Annotated in this window: 18 protein-coding genes; 11 read left to right on the forward strand and 7 right to left on the reverse strand. The window is 42.7% G+C overall.

The genetic code is table 11. The features are described 5' to 3' along the window. Window positions 1-34 precede the first annotated feature (34 nt). From NSQ99_RS04295 to NSQ99_RS04310, 4 genes are all read left to right on the forward strand, one after another. Window positions 35-1153, forward strand: coding sequence for a hypothetical protein (locus tag NSQ99_RS04295; RefSeq protein WP_340835300.1), 1119 nt, complete (start codon window positions 35-37; stop codon window positions 1151-1153). Then, entirely contained in the window at window positions 1153-1842 is a 690-nt protein-coding gene (locus NSQ99_RS04300) for a hypothetical protein (RefSeq protein ID WP_340835302.1), read from the forward strand. The genes NSQ99_RS04295 and NSQ99_RS04300 overlap by 1 nt, the downstream gene beginning before the upstream one ends. Before the next feature lie 166 nt (window positions 1843-2008). Continuing rightward, a complete protein-coding gene (locus NSQ99_RS04305) occupies window positions 2009-2755 on the forward strand; it encodes a spermidine synthase (RefSeq protein WP_340835303.1) in 747 nt (248 codons plus the stop codon). A gap of 49 nt (window positions 2756-2804) precedes the next feature. Next, entirely contained in the window at window positions 2805-3371 is a 567-nt protein-coding gene (locus NSQ99_RS04310; protein WP_340835305.1) for a hypothetical protein, read from the forward strand. A 137-nt stretch (window positions 3372-3508) separates the two neighbouring features. Here NSQ99_RS04310 and cyoD read toward each other — a convergent pair whose 3' ends face one another. The 6 genes from cyoD to NSQ99_RS04340 all read right to left on the reverse strand — a co-directional run bounded on the left by cyoD (window position 3509) and on the right by NSQ99_RS04340 (window position 10154). Then, window positions 3509-3838 (reverse strand): cytochrome o ubiquinol oxidase subunit IV, encoded by a 330-nt coding sequence (cyoD, locus tag NSQ99_RS04315; protein ID WP_251670617.1) that lies wholly within the window; start codon window positions 3836-3838, stop codon window positions 3509-3511. A 1-nt stretch (window position 3839) separates the two neighbouring features. Continuing rightward, a complete protein-coding gene (locus NSQ99_RS04320) occupies window positions 3840-4439 on the reverse strand; it encodes a cytochrome (ubi)quinol oxidase subunit III (protein WP_340835308.1) in 600 nt (199 codons plus the stop codon). After that, complete coding sequence (locus NSQ99_RS04325; protein WP_340835310.1) at window positions 4439-6433, reverse strand: cbb3-type cytochrome c oxidase subunit I; 1995 nt, start codon at window positions 6431-6433, stop codon at window positions 4439-4441. Before NSQ99_RS04325 ends, NSQ99_RS04320 begins: the two co-directional genes overlap by 1 nt. 29 nt (window positions 6434-6462) lie before the next feature. After that, entirely contained in the window at window positions 6463-7386 is a 924-nt protein-coding gene (gene cyoA / locus NSQ99_RS04330; protein WP_340835311.1) for a ubiquinol oxidase subunit II, read from the reverse strand. 243 nt (window positions 7387-7629) lie between these two features. Beyond that, window positions 7630-7917 (reverse strand): hypothetical protein, encoded by a 288-nt coding sequence (locus NSQ99_RS04335; protein ID WP_340835313.1) that lies wholly within the window; start codon window positions 7915-7917, stop codon window positions 7630-7632. Window positions 7918-8039: 122 nt separating this feature from the next. After that, window positions 8040-10154 (reverse strand): transglycosylase domain-containing protein, encoded by a 2115-nt coding sequence (locus NSQ99_RS04340; RefSeq protein WP_340835314.1) that lies wholly within the window; start codon window positions 10152-10154, stop codon window positions 8040-8042. 189 nt (window positions 10155-10343) lie between these two features. On the opposite strand from NSQ99_RS04340, the gene speE reads away from it, so the two are divergent. The 3 genes from speE to argS all read left to right on the forward strand — a co-directional run bounded on the left by speE (window position 10344) and on the right by argS (window position 13486). After that, complete coding sequence (speE, locus tag NSQ99_RS04345; protein WP_340835315.1) at window positions 10344-11171, forward strand: polyamine aminopropyltransferase; 828 nt, start codon at window positions 10344-10346, stop codon at window positions 11169-11171. 156 nt (window positions 11172-11327) lie between these two features. Beyond that, on the forward strand, window positions 11328-11774 hold the full coding sequence (locus NSQ99_RS04350; protein ID WP_340835316.1) for a DUF1934 domain-containing protein: 447 nt from the start codon (window positions 11328-11330) through the stop codon (window positions 11772-11774). After that, window positions 11771-13486: an arginine--tRNA ligase gene (argS, locus tag NSQ99_RS04355; RefSeq protein ID WP_251670605.1), complete on the forward strand. Its 1716-nt coding sequence runs from the start codon at window positions 11771-11773 to the stop codon at window positions 13484-13486. Before NSQ99_RS04350 ends, argS begins: the two co-directional genes overlap by 4 nt. 76 nt (window positions 13487-13562) lie before the next feature. Here the strand turns inward: argS and NSQ99_RS04360 are convergent, their stop codons facing one another. Then, on the reverse strand, window positions 13563-14468 hold the full coding sequence (locus tag NSQ99_RS04360) for a S8 family peptidase (RefSeq protein ID WP_251670603.1): 906 nt from the start codon (window positions 14466-14468) through the stop codon (window positions 13563-13565). Between the two features lie 378 nt (window positions 14469-14846). Here NSQ99_RS04360 and rpoE point away from each other — a divergent pair, with 378 nt between their 5' ends. The 4 genes from rpoE to NSQ99_RS04380 all read left to right on the forward strand — a co-directional run bounded on the left by rpoE (window position 14847) and on the right by NSQ99_RS04380 (window position 19453). Then, on the forward strand, window positions 14847-15383 hold the full coding sequence (gene rpoE, locus NSQ99_RS04365; RefSeq protein WP_251670602.1) for a DNA-directed RNA polymerase subunit delta: 537 nt from the start codon (window positions 14847-14849) through the stop codon (window positions 15381-15383). A 304-nt stretch (window positions 15384-15687) separates the two neighbouring features. Continuing rightward, window positions 15688-17289, forward strand: a complete 1602-nt coding sequence (locus NSQ99_RS04370; RefSeq protein ID WP_251670600.1) for a CTP synthase — start codon at window positions 15688-15690, stop codon at window positions 17287-17289. Between the two features lie 123 nt (window positions 17290-17412). Beyond that, window positions 17413-17796, forward strand: coding sequence for a response regulator (locus NSQ99_RS04375; protein WP_285855806.1), 384 nt, complete (start codon window positions 17413-17415; stop codon window positions 17794-17796). A gap of 403 nt (window positions 17797-18199) precedes the next feature. Continuing rightward, a complete protein-coding gene (locus tag NSQ99_RS04380) occupies window positions 18200-19453 on the forward strand; it encodes a UDP-N-acetylglucosamine 1-carboxyvinyltransferase (protein WP_251670597.1) in 1254 nt (417 codons plus the stop codon). The last annotated feature ends 61 nt before the right edge of the window (window positions 19454-19514 follow it).

Raw genomic sequence — 19514 nt, forward strand, 5'->3', positions numbered from 1 at the left:
CTACATTCTATAAATAGATAGGAGAGTGAAAAGGTTGGAGGCAAAAAGTCCGTTAGTTGCGTTTTTACTGTCGTTTATACCCGGAGTCGGACATTTGTATATTGGACGCATCATCCGTTTTTTATTTTACGCGGGAGGCTTTTTTGGGCCACTCGGGTTCATGTTTCTGTTATTAATAACCGGTGGTAACGTTTATGGCGATGATTTCGTTGTAGGTTTAGTTATTTCCTTTATATTCGCTTGCTTGAATATGCTCGATATGATCATTACGATCGCCAATGGAAAGCATCGCGCATTTCAACCACAGGCTGTCGTTCAGAATGGAATCGTAATCGAACCAGATCCGTTGCACGTAGTAGAGCAGCAGGAAAAAACAAAGATGATGATGCTGTCTATACTGCCGGGTCTTGGACATATGTATATGGGGTTGATGCAGCGCGGAATTACACTGATGATTACGTTTATTGGTGGCTTTGGCGTCGTATTATTTATTGCTACAGTCCTTAGAACACCAAGTATATTAGTGCTGTGGCTGGCACTGCCGATTATTTGGATCTACTGCATGTTCGACGCGATGTCGTTGTTAGCTCGCAAGCAAAGAGGCGAGCTGCTTGAGGATCAGTCATTGTTCGCACATGTAGAAGAGCATCTAGCGAGCGGCAAGAAAAATCGAGCAACTGCAATGATCCTATCGATTTTCCCTGGTGCAGGTCATTTATATCTAGGCTTGCAGCAACGAGGCTTGCAGCTAATGGGATTATTTTTAATCAGTATATTTGTAATGGATCAGCTTCGCTTAACATTGTTTCTATTCTTACTTCCACTGCTATGGTGCTTTGCATTCTTCGATGTGATGGTTCAGCTAAGAAAGCTAAGCGAGCATGGATTGCAGGATGAGCCGTTTGTAGCCACCTTTATGCCATATCAACGCTGGATTGGTGCAGGGTTGCTGCTCGTAGGTATTTACTATTTACTTGATCGAATCGCACAGCAGGTGATTCAACCTAGATTTCATGAGCTGTGGAGACAATATGTTGAGTTTAAGTATATGATTCCGACGATCGTCATTGCATTTATCCTAATACTGCTTGGCATTAAGCTGTTATTTGGTACCAATGCATCGAACAAAGAGCGCTATAGGAGGGAGGACTAATGGAACAGGTGGTGACATCCATGACGAATGGACTGCAGGAGAAGGCTAGAGATGATCATAGAATATGGAGAATAGGAACCTATTCTATGGGATTAACCTTGATTGGTATTGGTGTAGCTTTTGCTGCTTCCCTATGGCAAACTACATCTGCTTATCAGCTGCTGCTGTGGCTGGCGCCTGTCGTCTTTATTATGCTTGGTATTGAGCTAATCGTCGTGCACTCTGAACGCTTTTTGAAGAAATATAAGCTTCAGTATAACTGGGTGGCGGTGTGGTTTGTTGGCTGTATTGGTGCAGGAGCACTCATGCTTGCTGCGCTAATGTCGAGTGGGCTGTTAGGGGAAGTCAATGAGGCCTTTCATGTGAAGGAGAGACATGCTTTTATTGAAGAAAGTGTCCAGCTCCCTGAGCAGCATATTGAAAAGATCGTGATAAAAGGCTCACTTAGCTACGAGCTTGAGCAACAAGCAGGACTTCAGGATATCACATTGCTTGGCACTGTACGGTATGAAGCAGAGAAGCCTGTACCGCTGACCGAACAGAAGCTGCTTCGAACAAGTCAGGTAGGCGAGGTGCTGTATGTGTTTATACAGCCGCTTGAATATGAAAGCAATCGCTTTGCCAATTCCGGGATTAGAAGTCAGCTTGTATTGAATGTGCCAGAGCATATCGTAGTTGAGGAAGCATAAGATCGGGAAGATATCATTCAAATTTCCCATATAAATAATGAAGTGACTCAAAGCTGCAGTTATTGCCCTAGAGTTGCTTCTTTTTTTCGTATAACGCGAAGTTGTACTTTTTACGCCTTCATTTATAATAACTTTATAAGACGTACATACAGGGAAGGAAGCTATCATGAATATACTAGCTTCTCACGGAGCAGCAGATGAACGGGTACTTGTATATGAAACAAATACGCTATTTGACGAGATAGGAAGCTTTCGTGTGCTGCAATTTGCCGATGATGCGGTGCAGGGGGCGATAGATTTACAGCAGCCAGACCGTATCCTCTTTGAATATCCTCGAGCATTGATTCATCTGATAGAGCATAACAGTACAAAAGAAAATAACGGCGGCGACGATATTTTTATTATTGGTCATGGTATTGGTACCTTATCGAGCTATTTCGCTGACAGCAACTGCGTGACTGCAGAGATCAGTGAAACGGTAGTGAAGCTAAGTCAGCAGCACTTTGGCTGGAAGGGGAGTCCTATATTGATTGGTGATGGACGATTGCTGCTAGAGCAGGAGCAGCGCCTTTTTGATTGTATTGTATTAGATGCCTTTACTAGCAAAGGTAATCCTCAGCATTTGTCAACGGTGCAGTTTTTTGATATGGCACGAGCGAAGCTTAAGCGTCAAGGCACATTACTAATTAATGTAACAAATAAAGGGAAGCTTGATGTTAGAAGCAATGCAATCTATAACACATTGCAGGTTGTCTTTCCGCATACATATGCTTTTACACTGCAAGCTGCAGAAGAACGTGACATACGCAACAGCATACTGATTGGCAGTAACCATCCAATTCGTTACCGCCTACGCAGCATGGCAGGATTCGCACCCTATCAACCTGAATCAGGGTATGTGATGTACGATTAGCTACTAGTCTTCTACAAAATAGATGATATGAATATGAAGGGAGACGAACATGATGAAATCAGATATTAACGCTATTATCGAAATACTTGATCAAAGAACAGAGCCAGTATCGCTTTTCCCAAGCAAAACGTGGAATCCTTCATTGGAACCAAGAATTGAAGCGCTAAACGAATGGGGAAGCAGTACAGAAATAATAACCATCATCGCTGCTCTTCATCTGCGCAACGAAAGCTTAAGCCTATCTCATTCCTATGCTCAGCAGATCGAGCACGATATGACAGGAGCTTACTGGCACGGCATTATGCATCGAATGGAATCCGACTACTCTAACGCGAGATACTGGTTCTGGCAAGCCTCCCGTCACCCCGTTATGCAGCAGGTTCAGCAGCGTGTATCCGAGTGGCTCCAGCAGCATTGGCGAGGGCAGGTTAATGAATTGCGCAGCAATACGATATTGCAATCCTTTCAAAATGGAGGCTGGAGCAGTGAGCAATTTATTGAGCTAGTGAAGCTAAGTTCAACGCTTGATGATGAAGCTAAACAGCTTCTAACGATGATTCAAGCGATAGAGATGGATGCTTTGTTCCAATACTCGCTAGAGGTGTTAAGTACATAACAGATTAAGACGACGATATCATTGAATATATGTAATATGAAAAAAGCTCCCCTGATGTAGCAGGATATGAAAAATCCTGACTAACGTAGGGGAGCTTTTTAATGGAGTGAATTCTCCATCTGTTATAATGAGTTCGCTTATACAGCAACCTGGTTGTAAGTCATAATCCAGATTGATCCGATGACGATTGTCAACAGAAGCAATATAGCAAAAATCAATGAAATAGAGTTGTAGCGCGGCTTATCCTCTTCGCGAATATGCATGAAGAATAGAAGCTGTACTAGAAACTGTAGCACTGCGGTTACGAGAATAATAACAATCGTCGTGCTCTTGTTAAACATATCGTTCATGACCGCAACGAGCGGAATGATCGTTAGAACAATGGATAACACAAAACCGATAATATACGATTTTAGTGAACCATGTGTATGGCCTGTTTCTTCATGAGAATGGTTTTGAGATGCCATACTACATCACCTCCATAAGGTAGACGATGGAAAAGACGAAGATCCACACTGCATCCAAGAAGTGCCAATACAAGCTGATAATGTTGACCTTACGCTTCGTCACCGGTGTAATGCCGCGTTTTGCGATTTGGAAAATAATCGCCGTCATCCATACGATACCAATAGATACGTGGAGACCATGCGTACCTACAAGTGTAAAGAATGCTGACCAATAAGCACTTGTGCCGATGTTAGCACCCTCATGAACGAGATGAATAAATTCATTTACTTCAAGGTAGATAAAGGATAAGCCGAGCAATGCGGAAACAGCTAGCCATAGAATAAGTCCTTTTTTATCTCCTTTATTCATGGATAGCAGCGCCAATCCACTTGTAAAGCTACTTGTTAATAGGATGAACGTAGAAACAATAATCCCGTTCATTTCGATAAGCTCGGCACCAATTGGTCCACTTGCTGTATTGCCGCGCAATACAACGAATGTGGCAAACAATGTTGCGAACAATATAACGTCAGTAATCATGAAGAGCCAGAAGCCAAACTGCTTTAGCGACTCTTGATCGTGATGACCATGATCATGTGAATGAGCATTTGCTTGTGACATTAATTAGCCCCCCTTGCAGCAGCGGCTTCAATACGTTCGATTTCATCAACCTGTACATAGTAGTCATCGTTGTAATTGAAGGAACGTGCAAGCATAGATACGGCAACGCCGACTAGACCAAGTACAACCATCCATGTCCAGTCCCATACAAAGCCGAAACCTGCGATGAACCAGAAGCCGGACATAATAATTGGGATGCCCGAGTTTTTAGGCATATGAATCGGTTCAAGAGGTGCATTATCTGCAGCGATAACTTCTGCTGGATCTGCTTCGCCTCTCTCACGACGTTGTTGTTTTTCCCACCAGTCATCTTGTGCAACGACTTTTGGAGTACGTGCAAAGTTGTAGAATGGCGCAGGAGAAGGAATAGACCACTCAAGTGTACGTCCTTGGCCCCAGTTGTCGCCAGTGTTTTCTTTCTTCATAAAGCGAATGCTGTGCGCGATTTGCCATACTTGGAAGATAAATGCGATACCCATTAGGAAAGCACCGATCGTTGAAACAACGTTAAGCGGCTGCCAGCCCATATCGAAATTATACTCATTAAAGCGACGAGTCATACCCATTAGACCAAGTGCGTATTGCGGCATGAAGCACACATAGAAACCGATATTCCAGAACCAGAATGCCCATTTGCCTAAGCCTTCATGCAGCTTGAAGCCGAACATTTTTGGCCACCAGTAGTAAAGACCTGCAAAGTAACCGAAGACTACACCACCGATTAGTACTTGGTGGAAGTGAGCGATCAAGAAGTAGCTGTTATGGAACTGGAAGTCAGCAGGTGCTACGGAAAGCATAACCCCTGTCATACCACCCACAACGAAACACGGAATAAATGCGACTGCCCACATCATAGGTGTAGGGAAGGATAGCTTACCGCGATACATCGTAAACAGCCAGTTAAACACTTTAACCCCGGTAGGGATTGCGATAATCATCGTTGTAACCGCGAAGAACGCATTAACGTTTGCTCCAGAACCCATTGTGAAGAAGTGATGGGCCCAAGTAAAGAAGGAGAAGAAGCTAATGGACATTAGCGCGAATACCATAGACTTGTAACCAAAGATTTTCTTTTTCGAGAAGGTTGCAACAACCTCTGAGAAAATACCGAATGCAGGCAAGACGACAATATATACCTCTGGGTGACCCCACATCCAGATCAAGTTAAGATACATCATTGGGTTACCGCCGGCGTCAACTGTAAAGAAGTGTGCGCCAACATAGCGGTCTAAGAACAATAGGAATAATGTAACTGTAAGAATTGGGAATGCGAACATAATGGTTACGGATGAAGCAAGAACAGACCAAGAGAACATTGGCATTTTCATTAGCTTCATGCCAGGTGCACGCATTTTAAGAATCGTTACGACAAAGTTGATACCGGATGCTAGAGAACCTACACCGGATATCTGAATACCCCAAATATAGAAATCCTGTCCTACCCCAGGGCTACCTGTAAGTTCAGATAATGGTGGATATGCTAGCCAACCAGCGTCTGGTGAACCACCAATAACGAAGGAAAGGTTGAACAGCATTGCACCTGCGAAGAACATCCAGAAGCTGAATGAGTTTAGGAATGGAAACGCAACGTCGCGCGCACCGATTTGCAATGGAACGATAATATTGAACAAACCGAACATTAATGGCATCGCCATAAATAGAATCATAATAACGCCGTGCGTAGTGAAGATCTGATTGTAGTGATCTGCGTGCAAGAACTCTAGCTCAGGTGCTGCGAGCTGAACACGCATCAATAATGCGTCAACGCCACCACGGAAAAGCATCAGGATAGAACAGATGATATACATAATACCAATCTTTTTATGATCGACAGATGTTAACCATTCTGACCATAGCCAACGCCATTTTTTGAAGTACGTCAGTACGAATACGATGGCAACCATCGCCAAAGCAATCGATACTTGAGCACCCAGAATCATTGGGTCGCCCGTGACGAAAAACTCCGATGCAAACTCTTTAATCGTTTCAAACATCGAATTTGAGCTCCTTTCCTTATCTCCAATTAGTGATGCTGATGCTCAGAAGCTTCAGCGTCTTCGGATGTTGTAACATGGTGTGCATGCGCACCTTTTTCGCCTTCTTCAACGTACTGCATCATAATGTCATAGAATACGTTGTCTGGGAAGCTGGAGAATTGAGCAACCTCATGTGTACCCTTCTCTTTCAGCTTAACTACGTCTTCTTCCGTTAGGGCAGCTTCAGTAGCCTTCACATCTTCAACCCATGCATCGAATTCCTCTTGAGAGGTTACGTTAGCAGTGAAGGTCATTTGTGCAAAGTGCTCACCTGTAAAGTTGGCGCCTGAGCCGTAATAGCTGCCTTCCTCATCTGCTAGAAGATGTAGTGTCATGGCCATTCCGCTCATTGTATATAATTGACCACCTAAACTAGGAATCCAGAATGAGTTCATTGCCATATCTGATGTCAGCTTGAAACGAACGGGTGTATCGACAGGCATTTGAACATAGTTAATCGTTGCAACACCTTGTTCAGGATAAGTGAACAACCATTTCCAGTCGAGTGAAGTGACTTGAATTTCGATAGGCTCCTTATCCGATTGAATAGCTGTTGATGGCTCTAGCTTATACGTATAGTTAACCGTAACAATTGCTAGAATGATGATTGCGATAATTGGAATACCCCACCACGTGAGCTCCAATTTAGTGCTGTGCTCCCAATTAGGCTTATAGGAAGCTTTGCTGTTAGGGCGTTCTCTGTACCGCCACACAATGACTGCTGTAATAATAAAAACAGGTATCGCAATCGCAGTACATATCGCCACTGTAATTAGGATCAAGTCCTTTTGAGCTGAGGCGATTGGACCTTTAGGATCTAGTACTAAGTATTTTTCGTTGCTACATCCGGTCAAGATTAGTAACAATGTGACACTTAGCATAGCCGACAGCTTTCGAAAAACAGGTCTCATGAAAGTTTCACTCCTTGAATTATTTAACTTACGTCTTAAGATAACAAATAATCGATAAAAAGACTCTATGGTTTGCGATTCCGTAAATAATTCGTCTTATATTCGTCAAAGATCTTTCACTTGATCGACATAACATATACTTATCTTTGTAAAACAGTGGTAAAAGGCCAAAAAAATAAGGAAGCAAAGCATCCTCGACTACCGAAGACGCGTTGCTTCCTTATTTAAAGGTTACGAAATGAATTAGTTGGATTTTATATCACTTTGCGATGCTTGATGTGAGGCACGCTTGTGCACAAGGGCGATTGCAGTGCCTATTACGTAAATGTGAACGCTGCCTACTAGGAAACCAATACCGATCATTAGCCCCCAATTGCGATCATTAAACTCTGTAATATTAGCCAAACACAATACAACACCAATGCCTAATACGAGCCAGGCAATGATCGTCATAATTTTGACGAGCTTCGATGCATCAGGTTGTTCTGTCATTACGTTACGTATATTCATTGATTTTGTGTTGGAATTCATACCAATCACACTCCTTAGTAAGGATGTAAAGGTTTACTTAGTCTTAATATATCACAAAGTCGTCACAATGTTCAAATACTTTTCACATTTTAATCAAAATTTGGACAAACATTTAGTTTTGATTAGCGCATCCACCATTTTTTAACTTGTTCCCACCAATTGCGGTAGCTTTTGTGTTCATTCATTTCTATAGAAGGCTGTGGAGCAGCTTCCTCATCGCTAGTCAGCTCCTCATCAGCTGATTCGCAATATTGGGTTGGTTCTGTGCCTGCAAGAAAGTATTCTAATGTGTCCGAAGGACAAGCCTCAGATGCTAATAATCCTGTTTCTTCATCTATATATACCGAAACGATATTTTCTGGAATCGGAAACATTTTTGGAGGAATCGAATGTAGCGCGTTCTCCATGAAATTCGCGAATATTGGTGCAGCTCGATGAGACTCTGCTACCGTTAAGTAACGATCCTTATCATATCCGACCCAGACAGCAGTGCTCAGCTCTGGCGTATAGCCAATCATCCATGCATCAACTGGGGTCGTTCCGCTTTTTCCAGCGACTGGTCGATGAAGGATAGACTGAACGCGGTGTGCGGTCCCTCCAGGCTCAAAAACATCCTCTAATAAAGAGGTCATTAAAAAGGCTTCCTCTTCACTTATCGCAACCGTTGGCTCGTAGTTAGCCTCGTATATCGTCTTACCACTTTTATTGACAACCTTTAGAATAGAGATCGGCTTGTTGTATACACCTTGATTGGCAAACACACCGTAGGCTGATGCAAGCTCAAGTGGACTGATTGGAGACGTGCCTAGAGCAAGTGAAGGTACTGCCTCTAGTGGCGAGCGGATACCAAGCTTTCTTGTTGTTTCGATGACCGCTTCTATTCCGACCTGCATCATCGTGCTTACCGCATATATATTATCAGAGCTCGCAATCGCCTTGCGTAAAGTAATATAGTCATTGACGTACTTATCACCGTAGTTTTGCGGCTCATATGTTTTCCTTCCATCATCGTAAGTAAAGACGGTAGGCTCACTTTTGAAGGCTGAGCGAACGGTCAGCTCGTGCTGCCTGAGTGCCGTAATATATAAAAACGGCTTAAACGTAGAGCCTGGCTGTCTAGTTGTAGCGATCGCTCGATTGTACTGATTGTTTTCGTAGCTTCTTCCACCAACCATCGCTTTAATATGCCCATTACGCGGATCAATCGCCACAAGTGCAGCCTGCTGCTCGCTGCTTGCTGGCAATCCATTAATAATCTGTTGCTCGGCAATGCGCTGCATCTCATTGTCTAGCGTCGTATATATCGTTACTCCACCCTCATAAAGCAGCTGCTCATCGATTCCAAGCTCGTGAATCGCTGTTTGAATGACGTAATCTTTAAAATAAGAAGCATCAGTTTCATGAACTAAGTTTTCATCCTCAGTTGCCGTAAAGCTTAAAACTTGTAGATAGGCTTCCTCTTTTTGCTCTTCATTAATGTAGCCATTTTCCACCATCGCCTGTAATATGAGCGATTGTCTGCGTTTAGCGTTGTGCATATCATTTAGCGGCGAATAGTATGTCGGGCCTTTGGGAATACCAGCTAACATCGTACTTTCTGCCAAATTAAGCTCACTAGCAGGCTTGTTAAAAAAATATCTGGCTGCCGCTTCAATGCCGTAAGCGCCATGGCCATAGTAAATTTGATTGAGATACATCTCCAGAATTTCATCCTTGGAATATTTCATCTCAAGCTGCGCAGTATAAATCGCTTCTTTTATTTTACGTTCGAATGTTTTCTCATGTGTAAGATACAGATTACGAGCAAGCTGCTGTGTTAACGTGCTAGCTCCTTGCTTTGCCGACAATGAACTGACATTAACAATAACCGCGCGAGCTAGCCCCTTAATATCGAATCCGAAATGCGAATAGAAGCGTTGATCCTCTATGGCGAGTGTTGCTTGAATAACATAGGGGGACATCTCAGAGAGCGATACTGCACGCCGATTGACTCCCGTATGGAAATAGCTGATTAGTTCACCGTTACGATCAACAAGCTGACTTGCTTGGCTGATGCTGGAGGCAGGCAGATCCTGCTGCTTCAAGTAATACAAGCCGCCAAGTGTTAGTCCCATCACGACAGCGAGCGCGATGATGCCTCTGCGCAGCCAGCGGTTAAAACGAATGATATGAAAAAGATAACGCTCTGCTAATAGCGGAAAGCGTGGTCTCTTTGGTTGCTTGGATTGATTAGACATCTGTCTCACCTCGTTAACTGGCAATAACTAGCTATATCAGTAGTATGGAGCGTTAGCTTGTTTGATATTCACAGTATCTGGATATAGGCATAAATATTTATTTCTTCAGATTTACAAATTTATGTTGATTTTTTGATCTGTTACTCTATAATTACTTTTTGAACCACTGAGAGAAAGAGGGTATTGGACATGGAATTATGGTATACAGAGAAACAAACTGAAAGCTTCGGTATTACTGCGAAGATTACGAAAACTTATGTTAATGAGCAAACAGAATTCCAACAGCTAGATATGATTGAAACTGAAGAATTTGGGACCATGCTTGTTCTTGACGGTATGGTTATGACTACAGTTAAGGATGAGTTCGTATACCATGAAATGGTTGCTCATCCCATCTTGTTCACACATCCGAATCCAGAGCATGTGCTCGTAGTAGGCGGTGGTGATGGTGGTGTTATTCGTGAAATTATGAAGCACCCAAAGGTTAAAAAAGCGGTGCTTGTTGATATTGATGGTAAAGTTATTGAATACTCCAAAAAGTATTTGCCAACGATTGCAGGTGAGCTAGACAATCCTCGCGTTGAGGTAATCGTTAATGATGGTTTTATGCATATTCATGATCATAAAAATACGTATGATGTCATCATGGTTGATTCAACTGAGCCAGTTGGACCTGCAGCTAATCTGTTCACACGCGGCTTCTATCAAGGAATCTATGAAGCGTTAAAAGAAGATGGAATCTTCGTTGCACAAACAGATAATCCTTGGTTTAAAGCTGATCTTATTAAAACAGTAAATCGTGATGTGAAGGAAGTATTCCCGATTGTACGTGTATACGGAGCTAATATTCCAACGTATCCAAGCGGACTATGGACCTTTACAATGGGAAGTAAAAAGTATGATCCACTTGAGGTGGACACTTCTGCACTGCCGGAGCTGGACACAAAATATTACAGCCCGCGCTTGCATAAGGCTGCCTTCATCCTGCCAAAATTTGTTGAAGATCTCGTAAAATAAGTAACAAAGTAAAGCTTGTCTGTATAGACTGCCGCTGGCATGTCTGTGCAGGCAAGCTTTTTATTTTAGTTGCTGCTAACCGCAGTAATTATTGAAATTCGCTTCGTTACTGTTTATAGTAATAAGATATAACGTAAGGCATATGGAGCGTTCGGTATGAACTATAAACAAAAGATATGGATACAGCTCGAAAGTGAGCAGGACAATGAAGTCGTCACACAGCAAATGCTTGGTGAATGGTATTTGAAGGATAAAGCGTTTTACATAAAGTACACGGAGCAGACGGATGCTGGAGAGGTTAGACATTTATTGCGCTATGAGTCTAATGAATTAAAGGTATCTCGAAAAGGCGCGGTAGACGCTGAGCAAGTGTACCGAATACATGAACGTCGAGAAGGCTTCTACAGCAATGGGATGATCAATCTGGAGACAGCAGCTTATACCTATCAGCTCATCATTAAAGATGCAATGGAGCATATCGTTTTAGGTTTGCCTAAGCGGCTTCCATTTTCTTTAGTATGGGATTATGAGCTTTATGTTGGAGAACAATCAACTGGAAGGTTTAAATTGCGTTTATTATTGAAGGAGGCAACAGCAATATGACAACTTATGTATTAGATCGATTATATGCAACGGTAAAGGAAGCCATTGCCGATGCTGTAGTGAAGGCGGAATTGGTAGAAGCTGATCAGCTGCCAGCGTTTGTGCTAGAGGTTCCAAAGGATAAGGCGCATGGGGATTTAGCGACAAATGCGGCTATGCAGCTAACAAAGCTGGCTAAAAAAAATCCGCGTGTCATTGCAGAAGAGATTATTAAGCATTTGGATCTTGAAGCGGCGTCTATTCAAAGTGCTGAGATCGCTGGACCAGGCTTTATTAATTTCCGGATGGACAATCGCTATCTATATGAAGTAATCGGTGAAGTATTAACAGCAAGCGAGCGCTACGGTCGTGTGGGTGATGGTAGTGGACAGCGCGTTGAGGTCGAATTTGTAAGTGCCAATCCTACTGGTAATCTGCATCTAGGACATGCGCGCGGAGCTGCTGTTGGTGATGCGCTTTGCAACGTGCTTGATTTTGCCGGCTACGAGGTTACACGTGAATACTATATTAATGATGCTGGTAAGCAAATAGAGAATCTAGCACTATCCATCGAGGCTAGATATCTACAGCAATTAGGTAAGGACGCGGTGATGCCTGAGGATGGCTACCACGGTGATGATATTATCGGATTTGCAAAAGCGCTTGTCGAGGAGAAGGGTGAATCACTGCTTCAGCTGGAAGGCAAGGAAAAATATGATTTCTATCGCGGCTACGGTTTGGAGCGAGAGCTAGATAAAATTAAGCGAGACCTAGCAAGATTCCGCGTTGAATTTGATATCTGGTACAGTGAAACATCGTTATATGAGGATGGGAAGGTGACTGAAGCCCTTCAGCAGCTGAAGGAATCTGGTCATGTATATGAAGAGGAAGGTGCAACATGGCTGAACACAACGACGTTCGGCGATGATAAGAACCGCGTGCTTATTAAGAATGACGGCTCTTACACTTACCTAACTCCGGATATCGCCTACCATCTCGACAAGTATAGCCGTGGCTATGATCGCATGATTAATATTTGGGGGGCTGACCATCATGGTTATATCCCGCGTATGAAGGCAGCGATGGCGGCATTAGGCAACGATCCTGAGAAGCTTACTGTGCTCATTGCACAAATGGTTAGCTTGTTCCAAAACGGGGAAAAGGTTAAGATGTCGAAACGTACGGGTAAAGCAGTAACGATGCAGGATCTAATGGACGAAGTAGGCGTTGATGCGATTCGTTATAATTTCACATCGCGCAGCATGGACTCTCATCTTGATTTTGATATGGATCTTGCTGTTGCAACCTCCAATGAAAATCCAGTATTCTACGTTCAATATGCGCATGCGCGTATTTGCAGTGTGCTGCGTCAAGCCGCAGAGCAAAACGTAGCGATACCAGAGCTGCAATCTGTAAAGCTAGATGTGCTAACATCTGCACATGAATATGAGCTGCTTCGTAAGCTTGGAGAGTTCCCGCAGGAAATTAGTGAAGCGGCTAGCAGCTTCGCACCGCATCGAATCGTTCGTTATGTATATGATCTTGCATCGATTTTCCACAGCTATTATCGTGCAGAGAAAGTTTTAACGGACAATGTAGAGGTGACGAATGCTCGTTTAGTGCTACTGCAAGCAGTAAAGGTAACGCTTGTTAATGCACTTAAGCTAATTGGTGTATCAGCCCCAGAGCAAATGCATCGTCAAGCTGAGGATGCTGCTGAAGACGATATGTAAAGCTTAAAGCTAATAGCTTAGAACAGAGCTGCCGAATCAGTCGAATTGATTCGGCAGTTTTTATATATTCCATTCGTTAACCATATAATTCTTTCGCAGCGTTAAGCATCTTCATAACGTCAAGCTCGCCTGCTTTACGGGATTTTGTATACTTTAATGGCTGCATGGAACGTTTGAGTACTGCTTTAATATCACCTGGACGTAGCTGTGGATATAACTCGAGTAATAGTGCAACAGCTCCGCTTACATGTGACGTAGCCATGCTTGTTCCGTTCATTTCATGATATTCATTATTAAGCCAAGCAGATACGATTCGATCGCCAGGTGCATAAATATCAATATATTCGCCACGATTAGAAAATGGAGCTACCTTGCGATTGGCATTGGTCGCACCGACGGCAACCGTGTGGAGGTAACGTGCGGGATAATCGATAGACTTGCGTTTACTGTCGTTTCCTGAGGAGGCGATGATAATGACACCTTTTTGATACGCACGATTAACGGCATTTAACATCGATCTGCTCTTTGTGCGCATACCAAAGCTCATGTTGATGATGTTCATCTTATTGCGCACACACCAATCAATCGCCTGCACGATATCAGATACATATGCGCTCCCGTACTGGTCAAAGGCCTTCACCGGGGCGATTAGTGCATGAGGAGCTACACCAATCATACCGTGAGCAGCATTAGCTGCAGCGATAGTTCCTGCGATATGGGTGCCATGACCATTATCATCGACGGGCGGCCGATTAGACTCGACTAAATTGATGCCAGGTAATATAGAGCCTCGCAGGGCAGGGTGGTGGTAATCTATGCCTGTGTCGATGACGCCGATTTTTATGTTTCTACCTGTGGAAAATGTCCATGCCTGGGGTGCTTTTATTTTATCAACTCCCCATGGAATACCGTTATTCACTAATTTTCGAGTAGCGGAGGTATGAAGCTGAATGATTGCATCGTCATACTTCTTTGAATTCATGGCAAAGCATCCTCCTCAATAAACAATGTTCAATATTGTATGAGAAGCTACATGAGGGTGTTTATGCATCCGCCTTTTTTTATAAAGTTTAGGCTTATTACCGTGTCAATTTTAATGCTGGCTCATAACATATAGAAAGAGCTTTATGCTCATCTATTCTGCCGATCCAAGCTGGAGGATCGGCAGAAGGATACAGTCAATTGCGACAGGAGAAATCCTGTCGCTTTTTTGCCTTTACATACGCTCCAAAAAAAATAAATATCACGTCCATGTTACAACTTGCATTTTTAAAGGAAATAATGTTTACTATAGTTTGACTATTGTTAATTGAGAGGGACCTATTCAACTTATTCAGATAGCAAGAGAGGATGTGTTAAGATGAGCGGAATCACATTGAAGATTGACCCAGAGCGTATTCGCGAGATGCCGTTGGTTGATTTAGCGTTTGAGGTATTAAAAGTAGCGAATACTCCACACTATTATCGAGACCTCATCATGGAGGTAGCGAAGCTGCGTGGTATTACTGATGAGGATATTAACCAATTTATTGCTCAGGTTTACACAGAAATCAATATTGATGGACGTTTTGCTTGTGTTGGTAACAATATATGGGGTTTAAAGCGCTGGTATCCAGTTGAGCGTGCAGAAGATCCAGTTGGAAATACGAAACGTACACGTATTATTAATGATGACGATGATCTTGATGAAGAAGATGAGTATATCGAAGAGGATGCATTCGAATCCGAAGAGGACGGCTTTGACTCCTATGATGAGGAAGAGGATGAGTTCAGCGAATCGGATGAGGAAGTCGAAGAAGATGTTGAGCTTGACGAAGTAGAGGACGAAGATATGTCTCTTGAAGAAGAGGAAGAAGAGGAAGAAGAATTCGAAGATTTTGAGGAAGAGGATAAGTAATTTCAGGGCTTCCTATTATAAGCTGATTCAAACGTTGCGAATTTGTGTCTAGCCTTCAGAATTGCTTGACACGAGCCTATACGGGAAGGTAAACTATCCTATGGGCTAAACAAACAGCTTAACATATCTATGTATTATTTATATACCAGAATGAGAAAAGTGCCCCCGTGCTACGGGTGTCACTTTTTTTGTTTGTAGAGGTAATATATAAGCCGTGTTTCACATTGTTTTTTGTGGGCAAGGCTTGATTTTTTTGCATTTGGGAAAGCTAAAACATAATGAAAGCATGGAGGGTATTATCACAGTGACCAAATATATTTTTGTTACAGGCGGAGTAGTTTCATCATTAGGTAAAGGGATTACGGCAGCTTCCCTAGGAAGATTACTTAAAAACAGAGGACTTAAGGTTACAATCCAAAAATTCGATCCTTACATTAACGTTGATCCAGGAACAATGAGTCCATACCAGCATGGTGAAGTTTTCGTAACAGATGATGGTGCGGAAACGGATCTAGATCTCGGTCACTATGAGCGCTTTATTGATATTAATTTATCAAAAAACAGCAATGTAACGACAGGTAAAATCTATTCTAATGTTATCACTAAGGAACGTCGTGGTGATTATTTGGGTGGAACGGTTCAGGTTATTCCACACATTACGAATGAAATTAAAGAGCGTGTCTTCCGTGCTGGCAAAGAAACTGGTGCAGATGTCGTGATTACAGAAATTGGCGGCACTGTAGGTGACATCGAGAGCTTGCCTTTCCTAGAAGCAATTCGTCAAATTAAAAGTGATATCGGTCGTGACAATGTCATGTACGTCCATGTCACACTGATTCCATATATTAAAGCAGCAGGTGAAGTGAAAACGAAGCCGACTCAGCATAGCGTGAAAGAGCTTCGCTCCATTGGTATTCAACCAAATGTTATCGTTTGTCGTTCAGAATATCCGCTTGCTGAAGATTTGAAGCGTAAAATCGGTTTGTTCTGCGATATCGATGCGAATGCGGTTGTTGAATGTCTAGATGCATCGACGCTATATGAGGTGCCATTAATGCTTCAGGCACAGGGGCTTGATCAAATTGTATTGAACCACCTGAAAATCGATGCTCCACAGGCTAATATGACAGAATGGACCGCCTTAGTTGAACGTGTTAAATCATTGAAAAACAATGTAGAAATTGCAATCGTTGGTAAATACGTTGCGCTTCATGACGCTTATCTAAGTATTGCTGAGGCTTTGCGCCATGCAGGCATTATGCATGATTCTGATGTAACGATTCGCTGGGTAGATGCTGAAGAGGTTAATGAAGCTAATGTTGCACAATCGTTGCAAGGTGTTCACGGTATTCTTGTTCCAGGTGGCTTTGGCGATCGTGGGATTGAAGGAAAAATTACGGCTATCCGTTATGCACGCGAGAATAAAGTACCATTCTTTGGTATTTGCCTAGGTATGCAAGTTGCGGTAATCGAATATGCACGCAACGTTCTTGGTCTTGTTAATGCCAACAGCTCGGAAATTAATGCATCAACACCATATCCAGTCATTGATTTGCTGCCAGATCAAAAAGATATTGCTGACATGGGTGGTACTATGCGCCTAGGACTTTATCCATGTAAAGTAGTTGAAGGAACGAATGCGCACGTGGCCTACAATGACGAGCTAGTGTACGAGCGTCATCGTCATCGTTATGAGTTTAATAATGAATACAGAGAAGCACTTGAGGAAGCGGGACTTGTCATCTCTGGGACATCACCTGACGGTCGCCTTGTAGAGATGGTGGAAGTGAAGGAGCATCCTTGGTTCCTTGCTGTACAATTCCATCCTGAGTTCACTTCAAGACCGAATCGTCCACAGCCATTATTTAGTGGTTTCGTGGAGGCTTCATTAAAACAACAACAATAATTAATAAAACAGCATAGTTAAACTTAACCAAAAAAGAAGGATTCTACCTCCTAATATCGAATACTCATATACTAGTTGATAGTAAGTAATATGTGCTATGTGATGTTAGGGGGTAGAATTTGTTTGGATAAGCAAAAAGTACTCATAGTTGATGATCAAAATGGAATAAGACTTCTGCTGATGGAAGTTTTTAATAGTGAAGGCTACCATACAACCCAAGCATCCAATGGTAAAGTTGCACTAGAAATTGTTCGCAGCGAGCGGCCTGATCTTGTGTTGCTGGATATGAAGATTCCAGGTATGGACGGTCTAGAAATTCTCAAGCATATCAAGGCGATTGACCCAACGATTACTGTTATTATGATGACAGCGTATGGAGAGCTGGATATGATCAATCAAGCGACCGAACTCGGAGCTGTAAAGCATTTCACTAAGCCATTTGACATTGATGAGCTCCGTATTGAAGTGAATTATCAACTCAAGACGCGAAGTAAGCTGAATTCTTAAATTAAGAAGTGATTTTAAGCGGAAGCATCGCTACACCCTGTAGCGATGCTTCCGTTATTTTAGGACTACAAGCGGTAGGAAATCGCGACGCACTATGCTATAATATCGTTGAATATCTACGGACAACTTGTTTTTGTATGATGTAATGGAGTAATGGAAGTTGTCCGCATATTAGATTCAACAATAGCTACTAAAACAATACAATTACTAGGATACACATTTTATGAATGGAACGTACTTTCGTTTTATTATAGGTATATGTGTAATAGAAACAGGGACAAGGGATACATGTAAAACCGCCTATTGTCAGCGCGCGCCTCATACGTCTAGTTGACCGTGGAGCACGCTTTATGGCGGTTTTTACTATGTTGACTTCCAGGTAAACGGGAGGACCATTAGATTCATGGAGAAATTAATGATACGCGGTGGAAAACCGCTACATGGAACAGTAACCATTAGCGGAGCAAAAAACAGCGCGATTGCATTATTACCAGCTGCAATATTAGCTGATACAGAGGTTATCCTTGATAATTTACCTCAGATTAGTGATGTCGCGATTTATAGTGAAATTTTAGAGGAGTTAGGTGCTATTGTTCAGCGTGAACGTGATGAAATTCGCATCAACCCCGCCAACTTAGTATCTAAACCAATGCCAAACGGTAAAGTGAAAAAGCTGCGTGCTTCTTATTATTTAATGGGTGCATTGCTCGGTCGTTTCGGTGAAGCGACTATTGGTATGCCGGGTGGCTGTAATTTTGAACCACGTCCAATCGATCAGCATATTAAAGGATTTGAGGCACTGGGTGCAGTTGTTACGAATGAACAAGGCGCACTGCATATTAAAGCAAAAGAGCTCAAAGGTGCAAAAATCTATCTAGACGTTGCAAGTGTTGGTGCGACCATAAATATTATGCTGGCAGCTTCTCGTGCCACTGGTGTTACGGTTATTGAAAACGCCGCGAAGGAGCCAGAAATTGTTGATGTAGCCACTTTGCTGACCGCTATGGGAGCTAAAATTAAAGGTGCAGGCACTGAAACGATTCGAATTGAAGGGGTAACGGAGATGAAGGGTTGCCGCCATTCTATTATTTCGGATCGTATTCAAGCAGGGACCTATATGATTATGGCTGCTGCAACTAGAGGTAATGTATTGGTCGACAATGTTATCCCGAAGCATCTTGAAGCTTTAACAGCAAAGCTAGAAGAGATGGGTGTCGAAGTAGAGGAGTACGATGAAGCTATTCGTATTATAGGTAAGCCTTCCTATAATGCAGTAGATGTTAAAGCGCTAGTCTATCCTGGCTTTCCGACGGATCTTCAGTCGCCGATGACATCGTTGCTTGCTTGTGCGAAAGGCACAAGTTTACTTACAGATTATGTCTACGGTACACGCTTCAAGCATGTCCCAGAGCTAATCTTAATGGGTGCCAACATGCGCGTGGAAGGTCGTACTGCGATTATTGAAGGCGGCAAGCTATCTGCAGCGAAAGTGAAGGCCGCTGACTTGCGTGCTGGAGCTGCGCTTGTTGTAGCGGCGTTAACGGTAGAGAATGAGGTTACCGAAATATCGAATGTAGAGTATATTGATCGCGGGTATGATCACCTTGTTGAAAATCTGCGCAATCTTGGTGCAGATGTATGGCGAGAAAACAATTAATCTAGTTTGAAGCAGTATTGCTCGAATAGTTTTCATAGATTCGGGCAATGCTGTTTAAATA

This window comes from Paenibacillus sp. FSL W7-1287 (assembly GCF_038004245.1).
Taxonomy (GTDB): domain Bacteria; phylum Bacillota; class Bacilli; order Paenibacillales; family Paenibacillaceae; genus Pristimantibacillus; species Pristimantibacillus camelliae.

Bases quoted from the DNA above. Each gene is read 5' to 3' on its own strand.
- NSQ99_RS04300 (WP_340835302.1), top strand. From the start codon at position 1,153: ATGGAACAGGTGGTGACATCCATGACGAATGGACTGCAGGAGAAGGCT.
- NSQ99_RS04305 (WP_340835303.1), top strand. From the start codon at position 2,009: ATGAATATACTAGCTTCTCACGGAGCAGCAGATGAACGGGTACTTGTA.
- NSQ99_RS04310 (WP_340835305.1), top strand. From the start codon at position 2,805: ATGATGAAATCAGATATTAACGCTATTATCGAAATACTTGATCAAAGA.
- cyoD (WP_251670617.1), bottom strand. From the start codon at position 3,838: ATGGCATCTCAAAACCATTCTCATGAAGAAACAGGCCATACACATGGT.
- NSQ99_RS04320 (WP_340835308.1), bottom strand. From the start codon at position 4,439: ATGTCACAAGCAAATGCTCATTCACATGATCATGGTCATCACGATCAA.
- NSQ99_RS04325 (WP_340835310.1), bottom strand. From the start codon at position 6,433: ATGTTTGAAACGATTAAAGAGTTTGCATCGGAGTTTTTCGTCACGGGC.
- cyoA (WP_340835311.1), bottom strand. From the start codon at position 7,386: ATGAGACCTGTTTTTCGAAAGCTGTCGGCTATGCTAAGTGTCACATTG.
- NSQ99_RS04335 (WP_340835313.1), bottom strand. From the start codon at position 7,917: ATGAATTCCAACACAAAATCAATGAATATACGTAACGTAATGACAGAA.
- NSQ99_RS04340 (WP_340835314.1), bottom strand. From the start codon at position 10,154: ATGTCTAATCAATCCAAGCAACCAAAGAGACCACGCTTTCCGCTATTA.
- speE (WP_340835315.1), top strand. From the start codon at position 10,344: ATGGAATTATGGTATACAGAGAAACAAACTGAAAGCTTCGGTATTACT.
- NSQ99_RS04350 (WP_340835316.1), top strand. From the start codon at position 11,328: ATGAACTATAAACAAAAGATATGGATACAGCTCGAAAGTGAGCAGGAC.
- argS (WP_251670605.1), top strand. From the start codon at position 11,771: ATGACAACTTATGTATTAGATCGATTATATGCAACGGTAAAGGAAGCC.
- NSQ99_RS04360 (WP_251670603.1), bottom strand. From the start codon at position 14,468: ATGAATTCAAAGAAGTATGACGATGCAATCATTCAGCTTCATACCTCC.
- rpoE (WP_251670602.1), top strand. From the start codon at position 14,847: ATGAGCGGAATCACATTGAAGATTGACCCAGAGCGTATTCGCGAGATG.
- NSQ99_RS04380 (WP_251670597.1), top strand. From the start codon at position 18,200: ATGGAGAAATTAATGATACGCGGTGGAAAACCGCTACATGGAACAGTA.